The organism is Peribacillus muralis, from assembly GCF_001439925.1.
Lineage (GTDB): Bacteria > Bacillota > Bacilli > Bacillales > DSM-1321 > Peribacillus > Peribacillus muralis.
Genome location: NZ_LMBV01000008.1, coordinates 192,738 through 207,478, shown reverse-complemented (window position 1 = coordinate 207,478; position 14,741 = coordinate 192,738). Strand labels below are relative to the sequence as shown.

8 protein-coding genes are annotated in these 14,741 nt (G+C 30.4%); all 8 read right to left on the bottom strand.

From position 1 onward, the window contains the following. Positions 1-9: 9 nt before the first annotated feature. On the bottom strand, positions 10-5,043 hold the full coding sequence (locus ASU00_RS12810) for an FtsK/SpoIIIE domain-containing protein (RefSeq protein ID WP_057913853.1): 5,034 nt from the start codon (positions 5,041-5,043) through the stop codon (positions 10-12). Then, positions 5,043-6,620 (bottom strand): hypothetical protein, encoded by a 1,578-nt coding sequence (locus ASU00_RS12805; protein WP_057913852.1) that lies wholly within the window; start codon positions 6,618-6,620, stop codon positions 5,043-5,045. Before ASU00_RS12805 ends, ASU00_RS12810 begins: the two co-directional genes overlap by 1 nt. Before the next feature lie 12 nt (positions 6,621-6,632). Further along, positions 6,633-8,315, bottom strand: a complete 1,683-nt coding sequence (locus ASU00_RS12800; protein ID WP_057913851.1) for a hypothetical protein — start codon at positions 8,313-8,315, stop codon at positions 6,633-6,635. 420 nt (positions 8,316-8,735) lie between these two features. Further along, a complete protein-coding gene (locus tag ASU00_RS25455) occupies positions 8,736-8,909 on the bottom strand; it encodes a hypothetical protein (RefSeq protein WP_161809735.1) in 174 nt (57 codons plus the stop codon). Between the two features lie 658 nt (positions 8,910-9,567). After that, the gene (locus ASU00_RS12790; protein WP_057913849.1) at positions 9,568-10,080 is read right to left on the bottom strand and encodes a hypothetical protein; all 513 of its coding nucleotides are present in this window, start codon (positions 10,078-10,080) and stop codon (positions 9,568-9,570) included. Further along, positions 10,080-12,071 (bottom strand): AAA family ATPase, encoded by a 1,992-nt coding sequence (locus tag ASU00_RS12785; protein WP_057913848.1) that lies wholly within the window; start codon positions 12,069-12,071, stop codon positions 10,080-10,082. The genes ASU00_RS12790 and ASU00_RS12785 overlap by 1 nt, the downstream gene beginning before the upstream one ends. 13 nt (positions 12,072-12,084) lie before the next feature. Continuing rightward, complete coding sequence (locus tag ASU00_RS25770; protein WP_169792911.1) at positions 12,085-12,255, bottom strand: hypothetical protein; 171 nt, start codon at positions 12,253-12,255, stop codon at positions 12,085-12,087. Then, complete coding sequence (locus ASU00_RS12780; RefSeq protein ID WP_057913847.1) at positions 12,248-14,422, bottom strand: DEAD/DEAH box helicase family protein; 2,175 nt, start codon at positions 14,420-14,422, stop codon at positions 12,248-12,250. Before ASU00_RS12780 ends, ASU00_RS25770 begins: the two co-directional genes overlap by 8 nt. Between the last annotated feature and the right edge of the window lie 319 nt (positions 14,423-14,741).

The window sequence follows — 14,741 nt, the reverse complement described above, 5'->3', positions numbered from 1 at the left end:
TCTTCAAGTTTATTCTTTTGAAAAGTAATTTAGTAACGCTCTTCTCACTTTAGTAGTTAAGAAAGGGCTCTTTCCTCTTATAACAGTACCACTTACCCTAGCAAGAAAATCTCCTTTTCCTGCCAATTTCTCTGCTCCTACTTCATCAAGAATAATATTAGAAGCATTAGCATCGGCAGCTTTTAATGCAAGTCTACTCACTAGATTATTTCTAATATTAGTATTAATGATGTCTGCTTTAGGGGTTTGTGTGCAAATAATTAAATGTATTCCTGCTGCTCGCCCTTTTTGACTTAGAAGTTGAATAGCTATTTCAACTTCCTTCTTGGTTTCTGAATCTCTAGTCATAAAATCTGCAAACTCATCAAAAACTAAAACAATTCTTGGTAGTTTCGGAGTATTATTGTATTCCTCTAGGTATTCCTCTAGATTTGTAACCTGCTTTTCAGCAAAGACGGTATACCTATTTTCCATCTCAGCTACTAATTCATTTAATTTCCCTACTGCACCATCAATTTCTGTAATAACATCAATAGTATGTTGTTTATTTTCATAAATCATAAATTCTACTTTCTTAGGATCAATAAATAAAAATTCGACATGTTCATTAGAATAAAGACACATCATTCCTAGAATAATAGAGTTTAAAGTTACACTTTTACCACTTCCTGTTGTACCGCCTGTAAGTAAATGCGGAGACAAAGAGCTCGAAAAATCCATATATACGATATTATTTAAAGGGTCAAGTCCTAGCGGTGCAATTAAGTTAGTTTCAGAAATTTTATTCTGTAGTTGTTCTCTAACAATCTCCATAAATTTTTCAAAATATACAGTTTCTGGATCATCTCTAATGACATCAATATTAATTCCGTTTTTATCTATAAAAATATGTGGTTCCATACTAAGTCCTAACCAAATTTGAATGTCTTCGGAACGATTAGATATTTTTTTAAAAGAACCGGAAGGAAGCTCTAGGTTCAATCTTATAACTCCAGAACCAATGATAGATTTTTTAACATTGATGTGAACTCCTTCTTGATTCAACTTTAACTTTAATTTTTTTATATAAGAATTTTTTAATTCTTCGTTATCTTCCTTAGTATCTTCATATGTAACAGATACGCGCTCTAAAGCAGCTTGTTCAGGATAATAGGATGGAGAAGAAACCACTTTAGGTATTATATTTCTAGGTTCTTTGTCTGGCTCTTCATCTTGAGCTTTGTCTGGTTCTTTGATCGACTCCCGCTGTTTGTCTTCCCCGAAGTTTTCATCTTCAACTTGAACTCCGGAATCTTTTGAAACCATATCACCAGACTCTTCATCATCAATTATTCCCGTTGGAATATCAATAAGATAACCTTCATCTAACTCTTCATAATCAGGAGTAATCTGTTCATTTGTTTGTAATTGTTTAAGAATAAAAGATCTTGTATATATAAAGTTATCAGTCTGAGAATCAATTTTCTCTAAATAGATACCTTCATCAATCCTTTGGAAACTCGATTCAGTTAAATTTGATGTGTAGCAATAAACATCAGCACTTCCACTCATCGTTACAGTTATATCCGATAGATTTATATGTTGTAGTTTTTTTAACAAATAAATCTGATCAGGTTTATATGAACTCTTCTCAATAAAATATTGCACTAATTCTTCCCGCCAAACTTCAGTATCAAGTTTGGGTGAAGTAAAATTAAATAGTTTTTCATATAAACTCAAACCACTTTTAATTTGTTTAAGTGCATCGTATCTTTCTTTTTCAATGATAGTATGGCTTACAAATTTCAATTCAACTAATTCAAAATGGATATTTAATTTACCCTCTTGTTCATTTATTGAAGTTAAAACCAAATCTGGCCTTCTCTTATTATTTGAAAACCATGGAAGATCGTCACACGAAGACCACACTTCTAAAGATGTGGAATCACCGTTACCTCTTTTTTTAGTAGTTAAATAAGTAGCTAGCATTTCGTGAGCATATTTTCCTTTTCCTATGACTTTTAAAACTAATGCTCCTGAAATATCTTTTACTTTATTAACTGCTGCTATAACTTCTTCTCGACTTACGTTTTCATTCTTTAGGATGGAAACGAGCTTTCTATGCAAACGATCATAATAGGCATAATCACTTGTTTCTTCACTTATTTTCCTAATATATTTGGAAGAAGATACAATTAACTTGAAGTTACTATTCGTACCAGTCTTAGATTTATATTGGATAATGTTTGCCTGAGAAGAAGCTTTAGTTAATAGTGTCTTATCTAGATACCTATCAAGAATAACAACCCAATTGAACCGTTGATGCATAAAATCAATCAATGCATTATTACTCACATTAGAGATAGAAATCGTATTTTTTAGAACATTTATATTATTTCTTTCAGGCATTTGATTTGTATCTATGATGTATTGAAGTTGATAAAAGGATTGCAAAGCAACAGGCAAATGTTCGCTTACGAAACTTAGTCGTTTTACCGCTTCATCATCATTTAATGGCTCTTTATATAAAGTTTCAAACCAAGATGAACTTGTCGAAGGTTTAATTCTTTCAAAGTTATTTTGAATTTGGTTTACTTGTGAAAAGTAATCAGCCAATACAACGATATCCGCATCTGCCATTCGGCTATTAACACTTTCTTGAATGGACGAAATATTTTTTCCGGATATAACATTTAGCTCAAGCTTAGGAAACTTAGATCCCAACTGTGGCTTTGTATACTCTTCTTTTTGTTCAATCCATTTATTCAAATTCCCATGAATTTTGGCAGCCTGTTCACTATGAACAGTTAATCTAAGCTTATTCACCTTCGTCTTTTTAAATATTTCATCTATACATTTTGTGACTATGTCAGCACTTTGACAATATAGCATCAGTACATCGAGTCCATCTTTTGAGTATGGATATACCTCTAAATAATTTTTAATCGTTTTTCCTAGTTCTTCTGATAGCTCATTTACTAAAGTATCTGTTGATTGATGAGGCTTACTACTAAGGGTAAATATCCCTTCACCTAATCGTTCTTCCTGTTCAATTAGGAATACCCTATCATTATTAGTGGAGAAATATCTAGGTGCTAAATTACTTGTCTTTTCGTAAATAAATCCTAAATAATCATCCAATTTTTCTACTTGTAGAGTGCCGGACGTTGCAGCAGTAATCCAAGATTCAATTTGAATGTTTAATTCTTCATATCTTTTAATTATAGATATTAATCGAATTGGATTAAGGATAGTCAATACTCTGCTATAAGGTATTGAACTTTCACCTTTATTTGTTTCAAATGTGTCAATAGCACCGATAATATTTATATACTGATATATATGCTTAGCAACTTGAGAGGACTCATATATATTTTCTAATAAATTTGTAACTTCAGCCTCTAAATTATTCACACTTAGCACACTTAATCCATCCTCTATAGCAATTGATAATAACTCACTATAAATGGATAGGAAATTCGAAAATTTTTCAAAATGATCTTTCATTTGCTGTTCATTTCCAGCTAAATAGTATTTTACCTTTTCATCTACAAAATTTCGCACATCAATTATTTCTATTTCATTTTCCGCATAATTTTGTAAGTAAGGAATAGATTTTTTTGATACCAGACTATACAGACTATAAATTTCTAGACGATTAAGTCCTTTTATTTTAAATTTTTTGTTTTCAATAATATTTTCTTCAATATGAAAACTTAAATTGTAGGATACATCTGTTTCTTTACTGGTGTTATCATATTTATCTAATGATAAAATATCAAAAGTAAGCCGTGGTATTAATTTATTTATATTATTCAAATATAATTTCTGTATGGCTAAAATATTTTCTGGAAGCTTTGAGTTAATAATAGAAAGGTTAAAGTATAGTTTATCAATATCATCTCTATCTGAATTTTCTTCAAGAAATACGAATATTTCTCTCGTTAATCCATAGAAAAGGTCCCCATATTCTGAAGGGTTTCTTAATTTCTCTACAATTCTTGTTAACTTTTTCACCAAACCTTGCTTAACATTTAGGATATCTTCACAATCGTCAATGAACTTTTGAATGGCCTCTGGATCAATACCGTCTAGTACGTCATTATATCCGCTTTCAAAATCTTCCTCTTCTCTATCATCTTGAAATGTATAGGTTTGTTTTATATCCATAAGCATTTCATTAATATTCTTTACTACTTTAAAACTAAATACTTTTTCTACTAAGCTAAATTCATTAAACAAAAAGGTATTATCATTATTGTTAAGGAAATCTATTGCTTCCTTTGTAAACTGTTCAGAAGAAGTACTTTCCCATATATCTTCTGCCCAATAAACTCGCTCCTCTTCTTCTAAAAAGGAATAGAGTTTATTTTGCAGCTGTTCAGTATCTAAATTTCTACTCCCTACCTGTAAATTAGCCAATTCATAGTTTTTCTTTAATTTACCTATATCACTTAATGTTAATTTTGTATCTTTAAAAAGGTTTAGATAAGGTAAGTTTTTTTGAATCTTATCGATTACTGAAGGAGATTCATCATTAATTAAATGAACTAGAAATTGCAATATACTTCTAAGTTGTGGTTCAGAAACTTTCCTAAATAGGCTTATAAAGTCATTTAAAATTCCTATTTCATCAGCTGCCAAAATTCCATTCTCAGAAAAGAGATTAAAAAGAGACTCAAGTCCTTGTTTCGACAATAAATAGGATTCATCAATAGTAAAGATATTTTCTAAGCTTTGTGATTCAGGATTAATTTCATTTATAACAAGTATAAGTGCTTGATTAACCCTTGTATTGTTCCTTAGCCAAGTACTTGTCTCCGCCCCATGGAAAGAAAATTCTTCGAAACTATTAATTGGGGTGATAGTACGAATAATAGGATAATATGATTGCTGTAAAATGCTCTTACTTTTCCTAAATTCATTTAATAAGCTTATTATATTTTCTTGATTAAGACCTGTAATTTTCAAAAACAATTTTTCGGTGTGGTTTTGTTTTTCAGCTTTAAAATGGTCGCTTAGTAATTTATTTATCCATGATCCTATTAAATTGTTTTCATTCATTAGACAACTACTCCTTCTACTACATCATATGGATTCCTTATCATTGCAGTAGCATCAGAATATTCAATAAGTAAACCGTTTTTCTTTAGTTTACTTCTTAAGGCCAGTACATTTTTATTGTAGTAACTTATATTTAACTTTGAGGAATCATATAGTCCACTTTGCTTTGCTTGAATATCTCCGATCACGAAACCATACTCTAAATAAATAGCTTCTAAAAATTCGCTGAATTCCATTGTCTCGCCTGGCTTAACATTTATAAATACGATCGATTGTAAAAAATTATCAGTCATTGTATATCGATAATTGGTGCCTGCTTTATAGTTTCCTAGACCACCGTCTCTACAAAGGGTTCTTACAATAGCAGTCTGTTGTCTCTTCAATTGATCTGATACTACTTCCCTAACTGTTTTTATTAGCTTTGTAGTAACATCTTGATAGTTTTTACAAGAAAGCAATGCTTTTACAACAGGTTGTTTTCTAGATTGCAGCTTAGAAAGACCTTGTAGTTCTAAAAAAATATCAGGATTATCTTTCCACATTTCTAATTGATTATTTACTGCCTCTTCTGTTCCGATATTATTCATAAACTCTTTAACGAAATACTCTTCTAATTTATCTTTCATAAGTAACTCATTACGCTTAAAAGAATTAGCTGAATGTTTGAGAACTTGACTATTTTGTCCGTCTAAACAATCGAAAAAGTATAAAGTATCATATGATTCATCTGGCTTAGAACGTTCATACATGTATCGAGTTAGTTGGAAACTAACCAAACTTGTTAATAATTTAAACATTTCATATACATCAATGTTTAAGGATAATAGTTGATCAAGTTCTAGGGCGAATTTATCAAATAATGAGTGTTCATGTATTGGTAAAAAAGGAAATTCATTATTTTCTTTATTTTGAGTATATTTCTTTAAAGGATATAAATCCTTTTCATTTTTTTTATCCCCTAAAGCATTTGAAATAGTATCTACAATTCTCTCAATGGATACATTTTTTGTTAAAAGTGCACTTAATTTATTTTCTATACTGAGTTTTAAACAAGAGTCCTTCTGGGTTCCATATGAAATCATTAAGTAATATAACTCTCCGCCTCTTGCAAAAAAGTTACGTTCGTAGGAAATACTTTCTCCTTTTTTGCGAAGTTCAAAGAATAATAGGCTTTCATGAAGAGGATATAATGTCCTTGCATACCAAGAACGATCGGCTTCTTTCCCTTTGCCATCTACTAATGGCACTTCTAAATTCCTAAAAAACTCTCGAATTACTTCTACCTTTTCGTTCCCTTCACCGATGGCATCATATAATCCATAAAGGGAATCCTTTGACTCCTCATCTAATTTAGCAGTATCTCTTTTACTACCTTCCTTAACACCTTCAAATATAAATTTTCTGAGATTGGTGGATTTTTTCCTGAAATACATATCGGCATTTAATTGATATTTTGTTCCATACATAACATTAAAAAACTCTAATACATATTCAGGTCCCCGTTGTCCATCTTTGAATCTGTGTCCCCAAATTTTAGCAGAAAGCTGTGAAGAGAACTGTTCTACATTATTAGCCATGTTGTAGCCCCCTTATGGGATAAATATTTCATCCTCTATATACATACCTTTGTCACTATCATATCTAAGAATACTCAATATATCCGGATCAGGTTCAGACAATTTAATCAATTCATTCTTAAAAGTGTCCAATAAAATTTCTACATCTTCTCTTAATAGATTATGGGTATTCCCGGCATTCAACCTCATTAAATATTCAAATAAATGTAAATCCATAGGTATTAACACTCCATCTACTGACAATGAAAACTTTGAAGCCCTATGATCCATCTCGGGACGAGCATTTTCTTGATTTATTTTTAAATTTTTCATTTTATATGTCCCATGTATCATTAAGTTATCATTTGTAGCTAACAGATCATTTGTAGGAGCAACTAACTTTTTAGAAAATGCTCTATTAAGTCCATTTATAATATCTCTTCGTATTTTTCCTAGTTTCGAGATATTATTAAATAAATCTCCATAATCTGATACATAATTAAAGGGAATAAGGCTTTTTCTATCAAACAGACTTTCATCAGGAAACTCAAAGTAGAATTTCCTTCTTAATTTGTTTATCCACTCATTAACGAAATTATCATTACTTTCTTTGTTATGATTTCTATATATATCTAGTTTTTTTATAAAATAACCTAACTTTAAATCAAGGTCTGCGTTAAAGATTTGTCTATGAATTTCTTCTAACCTTTTATTACTGCTTAAATCTCCATTTATAATAAAATCATCAATATTTGAAATGGAGTAATTACCAGGATCAACTTCTCTAAAAGCTTTCAACGCTCTCATTTCCGAAAAAGCTTCTGCTTCTATTCCATGACCATAAAAGTTTTCATAAAAAGGCCTATCCATTTGCTTAGCAAATTCATCATGCTTTGCATTCTGAATATCAGAACAATCGTAACCACCAGTTAAAGCATAACTTATGTGGATAAGTAATTCCCTCATTGTAATATGAGTGCCTAGATAATCTAGCAATCTATATTGTTCTACCAATCTATCTTTCACTTGCTCATTAGATGTCTTTTCATGATTGAATTGTATAATGCAAGTTTTTTTTCTAGAACACCTATTACATAACTCCCAATTGGAATCCTTATTCCACTCCTCAAGAACTTTATCCACATATAATGAGGAAGTAACGTCTAAAAGATTCATAACACTAAATTGTTTTTTATTATTTGAATAATCCTTTAGCCTATCCCTGACACTTTCTTTCAAGTAATTCATTTGAGAATTTCGAGATAAAAATTTTGTTAACTTTCCCTCATTTGCTGCAATTAGATAATAAATTTTTTCTTGATGATTATTTTGTATGTAGCTCTGTAACTTTAATAATTCATTTTCTATAATTTCATCTTTAAGCTCTGACAAGTCTTTTACAAAACGAATAATACCTTTATCAAACTTAAGGTCAATAATCCCTTCGTTTGGCCAATCATTCAATTCAGAGAAGCTAAGACTATTGTAAATAGAGCGACAAAGTCTCGTTTTTCCATCTCCAGCATTACCTGTTAAAATAACACTATGAGGCTCATTTTTAAATAAAGAAATTAAATGATCCTCAATTTTAGTTTCAATGGTAAATGAAAAATTATTCTCTTTTGCTTCATAAGTATACTCATCGTATATTTTTGAATGATTAGGTGACATAACGTTAAATTGGTTAAGATAGTCTACAAAAGGATTCCCTACCATTTTCGCCCTCCAATTTTTAAACTTTCGTATTCTATATTTGAGTCGGTATTACCCAAACTTCCAATACGGACGCACATTTCAACCTTTGCTTACTGTGCCCTTCATACCAGGGCAATAAAGGTTTACAATAGCTTTTTAACTATTATGTTTTTTTATGTTTATTCGTCTCAGTTTTCAGATAATTATTATCCAAGTTAGTCCTCTTTCAATGTTAGTAAACCACTATCTTATTATAATACCCCTACTTTCATAATAGTAAAATATACATATAAAATTATAATAAAAACATAGAATTCAATAATTTTTAAGAGAACATATTTATAAATAGAGTAAAAAAGCCCAAAATTATATTGGTTAAAAATGGCACACCATTTTAAGGTTACTAAACTACTAACCTAATTCATATATTAATTAAAACTTTCAAACCACTCCAACATTTTCGTTGGCATCAAAATTATTTTCATCTATTTCTTCAGGTGTACTATAATTTTCAAAATCTTTTTCATCATCAAAATTCTCTTCTATCTCTCCAAACTCTATGTGTTCTTCAAATGTCTTTTTCTTCGAGATCACCCAAATAAATTTGGTCTTCAATATATAAAAGGTCAGCATTAATATTATTTATATAAAGTAGAAGTGTTATTATCAGATTGGTATTGCTGTTCAAACTTAGAAGAAGAGAAAATTTTAAGTTTAGTTTACAAGAACTTATGACATGATTTACTCAATTTCAAGGGAATATTATATATATCCTGAATCTCTAGAGTTTTTTACTTATTAATTTTCATCAATAAAATCATAGATTAAACCGGAAAATGCTATATTATCTTCTTGAATAAACAGGGTTAATATTGGGTAGTTATAATACCTAGTTAAATTTTTTGTTAAAATGGGTATAACTATACTTCTATCTCTACGAATGGAATTCAAATCTATAACAAGAAATGCTATTTTATGAAAAAAATTTTGTTTATAGCACTGGGAAGATAGAAAAATTTCTTTATTTATAGTAAAAAGGACAGAAATTGAACTGATTTCTGTAAAACTTTTATTTTCTCTAACAGTAAATACAATGTCTCCAAATTACGAGGATAAAAATTTTAAATTATACAGTTTATGGGTTTTGGTTTTTTATAGGATAATTAAGTGCTTTATATAAATTAAAACTACTACACTAGCTTTTTTTCTTTATTAATGAAATCTGAAAGTACATATTCAACTTCATATACCTCTGTATTAATAATACTCATGCCTAATATTCTTCAATTGCTTCTTTAATTCGGTCATTATATTCGACACCATCTATTTCTTCTTTAAATTCAGATACTACCTCATACATTCTATTAATATAATCTTCTTTGGTCGTACAATCTTCAATGAATTTTTCATATAAAACTTCAATACCACCTAAAACATAAGACTGAAATAATTGCATATTGGCCTTATGATCTTCATCCTCTTCACCTTTAGAATCATCCCTAAAAGCACGGTCAACTCTATTCTCAATAGTAATCGAATCATCTAATAACATTACTAGGCGGTATATAAAATCACAACGCATTCTTTCTTTGGCAAATGCATCCGCAAAAATACTAGCTTTGTCACTTGAATCTTTATCTTTTTCAACTTTTCTCCCGTATAAAAATCCTAGAATTGCTCCATTCATATATACATCTATGTAACGTTTAAATATGTCTGCCTCATTCACTAAGAACTTTGTATATGTCGCATGTTTTCCCGATATTACCAAATCTCTTTCAAACATTACATCTCACTCTCCCTTAAGTAAGTTAGTGTTTCTGTCTGCTTATCAAGAAAATATTTCTTTCCAACTTTTTTTCCCATTACGGTTTCTGCATATCTCCAATCCTTTTCCATAACAAACATTATTATTTGTTCTGCTACTTCAGGAAGTACTTGAGAAATATTACTTACATGTTTCTCGTCAGCGTTTGAGAATGGAGCATCCATTACTAAAGGATATGGCTCTGAGCTTAATGCCATAGTACTCTCCCCTGCATTACTTACAATCTTCTCTCGTGCTAAATCAACTAAACCAGCAATAAATGCAAAATTTTTAACAGTTTCAAGTCCTTTAGATTCGTCAGTTTTAATATCTTCATCAGCATATGCTGTAAGTAGCGAGACACGATATTTTTCATCAATGGTTACTTTTCTTCTGCCGTGGTACATTTTAGAGAAAATTCCATTTACACTTTTTTCGAGTTTTTCTCTGATTGCAGATTCCTTTTCTCGATAGGTTCTTTCTATCCAGGTGTAAATTTCTTCCGCATATTTTATATAAAGCAATGTCTGTTGGTTTTTGCTTGAAACGGAAGCTAAGCTATCATATGTCTTTTGGTACCTCTCAATTTCGGAAACACATGCCCCATCTTCATGAATTAATTTTTCTTTTTTAGCTTCAAACTCTTTTAAACGATTCTTTACATCTATTATTTCGTCTTCGAATTTTTTCATATTTTCTTTTCCTTTTATTTGATCGCTTATCACATCCCTTTCGTCCGCCCATTCCTGTATTCGACCTTTATATCTGTAAATATCCTCAAATTTTGATTGGATATGATCGTAAAAAGAATTATTTGTACTATCATATGTAACTATTTTTTCTTTAAAATTTCTTATTATGGTTCCTATTGATTGTGGTGGCAGAAACTCGAGTTCTTTAAGTAAGTGTCTATATGCATCATTCTCATTATTAATTTCTGTCCCACATACACACCTTCCGCGTTTTATAATGTCCTCAATAGACCGAGCGTTCATATCCTTTATACCTTTATCATCAACTTTAGCTTCTTTTAATAGTGCTTCGGCTCTTCTCATTAAAGGCTGTGCGAAAAAACTAGTTGTATTAGTATTGAAATTATTTAGAAGCTTCTCATACGCTGATTCAAGAGCAGACTCTTCCTGGTTTATATCTTTTTCTAATCTTTCTTTTTTACTTTGCAATCTTGAGGTTGACTGATTGTCTCGTAGTATTTCATCTAATTGATCTTTTCTATTTTCATAATGCGTAATTTCAGCTTTAACTGTTTCTAATTTTTTAGCTATGTTATCCCGATTTAATTGTTTACTCTGTATAATCTTTAAAGCCTGTAAAGCTTTATCATTCCCATCCAAGTTTATACTTAAATTCAATTTACCTATAACACTTGACTTTATTCCCGTATTTCCTAAGTGCTTCATAGCATTATCTAATACTGATAACCCTAGTAATCCTTTTACTGCTTCGGTAACATCCGCTTTTGAGCTAATATTCCCAATACGTTCTGTGTCAAAGAAGAAATAATTAGATAACTCTTTAGGTAATATTTCATTTATACTTTTTTCAACAAACATTTGCTTTATAGGTTCTATTTGCCCATCAGGTTTTTTATAAGATATGTTCACTTGCTTTAACGGGGAAGGCCTAGTACCTTTGGAATCGCAAGTATATTCTTGTTTTCTACTAATAAAATACTCAGTGTTGTCATGAATTAGGTTGATCTCAACCTCAACATATTGTCTATCTCCTATATTCATTTCCCTTGAAACATCTAAATTCAAAAGAAAGGCTTTTGTCTCAAAAATCGCTACCCCATATAAACACCAATTAAAAGCCTGCAGTAGAGTTGTTTTCCCACTTGTATTATTCCCTAAAATTACTGTTACGTTTTGATTTTTATAGCTAGAGAATTCAACACGCTGCTCTCCTCGATACTGTCTGAAATTTTTCATGGTTAGTGACTTTAACAGCATTTTGTTAGCCCCCTTAATAATTCTTTTTTATTTCGTTTTCAATTATTTTTCTAATGGTCTCTACCATTTCATCATTAGATTTCTCTCGAGTCTTTAAATTCTTTCTTTCAACTAATATAATGCCTAATTTCATCTGATTAAGTTTCTTCTCATCAATAATAACTTCCGATCTTTTTTCAGACATCATAATCTCCTCCAATTTCGTTTAAATTGTATGCCGCTGTAATATCATTTATTAACTGGTCTGCTGCTGAAGGATTTTCAGCTATAGAAGCAAAATCTCTCATTCTTAATATTTCCCTACTTGCTAAGGAACGAACTATACGAATATCTTCTTCTGAAATAGAGCCTATTTCCTCTAATGAAAAAGGTAATGTAATAAAGTCATATATTACAGCTGAATTTTTCCCAGGATACCTTCTTAACACTCTTCCCCTTCGCTGTATATATTCTTTAGGATTAGTACTACTTGCTAAGATAAATGCTGTTTTAATACTAGGAATATTAACTCCTTCATCTAAACATCTAATTGCAATTAAAGTTTGTACTTGCCTTCCTTCAGAAAAAGCTACTTTTATATTCTCTCTTTCCTCAGAAGTCTCTTCTGAGGTGAATTTTGATACTTTCATATCAAAGTGGTTTCCTAACATTTCTGTTACAATATCGATTTGTCTTTTTTCTTCTTTGCTAACAGAGCCCTCAGTATATTGCGGATCTTCTAAAGAAGCAGCACCACAATACACTAGTATATGAGAATCATTTTTATATTTCTCAATACTATCTGCCAATTTTTTTATTTTATCTTGTGCTGCTGCTACTAACCGTGCTCTTTTAATTAATAGCATTTTACCTGTTTCACTGATTTTAATATTTCCTTTTCTATCCTTTGAACAATACTTAAATATTTGTGCTGTAATATTTTTATATTCTAGAAGTTCATCTTCAGTTAGACTAACGACAATAGGGTAGTAGAAATATGGCGTTAATTTCTCACTATCTATTGCTTGTTTTAACGTGTATTCAATACATTTTTCTCCAAAGTAATTAAGAAGTTTTTGAGTACCTTCTTCATCTCCATGTCGTTCTATTGTTGCAGATAAAGCCAATCTATAAGGAATATTAGGGTTTAAAGCATTGCTTAGATGTTTAGAACCAAAATTATGTGCTTCATCTACAACTAATACGATGCTACCTTTAATCCTTTCTATCTGATTCTGAACTAATTCCGATGAGAAAGTTGCATTAGTGGTTATAAAACAAAAATGTTTGGAAACCCCTAAATTGAATGAAATTATTGCATCCTTTAATCTTCTCTTCCAATCCCTTTGCTTAGAAGTAGAATATCCTATGATAGGCTTCATACTGAACATTATTATGTCCTCTACCCACTGCTCTACTAAATGTTGATAAGGGCATACGATTATTACAGCTAATCTATTCTCTAAATTATTATATAAATTAGATATCGCGGAAAGTCCCGTATAAGTTTTTCCAGTACCTGTTGCCATATCAAATATCCCTTTATAATTTCTTTTTTCCCATTCTTCGATAGCTTGTATTTGATAGTCATGTAAACTGATATTTTCAGGTATTTTCGGACCGTTATTCCTTTTCACTTCTAAAACCTGAGCATTTTCTTCCTTAATAATTTCTTCCTCATCAATATCTAAATCAACAGTATTTGAATTCCTATAACTTTCAAATATATCTTTTCCTATTTCAGGAAAATCAACTATGCATAAAGTAGAATCCTTCCCACTCCACATCGAGTTAAAAGCACGTTCCTTAGCTAAAACTCTCTCTTTATCCGATGTCCAAGAACAAAAAACATCTATAGACTCATAGTTATGGGAAAAAGCAGTACTTGTCTCATTCATAGATCCAGTAAAAGCAACTATATTTTCCTCAATATCATAAATAAGACCCATTTTCTCATGAAACATACCCAAACTTTTATTTTTTTCCAGGTATGCAATTTTAATGTCTAACTGTCCATTAGCAATTAAATTAGCAATTAAATTTAACCTTTTCTCTTCAAAAATATCCTTAGGTGCTGAAAAAGAATTAACTATAGCTCTTTCAATAACACTATCCCTTAATTCAAACCCTTTATTAATTGCTTCTATATCTTTTTCACTTAATTTCGGGGAAGCAATCAAGAGTATTTTGCCATTATTCTTAATTAAACCAGATATACCCTTTGAGATCTCTACTAACGCAGATGATGAGAAAAACCCTACAGCACGCTTATAAAGTACAGCATCTTCTAATAGAGGCAAATAAAATTCCTTTACAACATTATTACTAAAAGAACGGTATTCGGTTCTAATATTTTTCTCTTTAAAACTCATCGAATTTCACCGCGATTCTACTAAGATTTATATCAAACCTTATATAAACAATTTAGATTTCTTTGCTTATATATCTAAATAATCAATAAATTATATTTTATAGTAAATATAACCTATTATTAATGCTATGTATAATTATTTCTTTAAAAAATATACCCGGATTTATACTTTCGCTTAGAAGTGATATAAGAGCGTATAAATGCTTGCTAATCAAGGTTGCTGTCTTAACGCTTGTATTCGAAAAAGAATATTGTAGCAAGTATATAATATTAAAAATTACTTGGACCATAGTATGCAAATGAGCAAGACCTTATTGGGG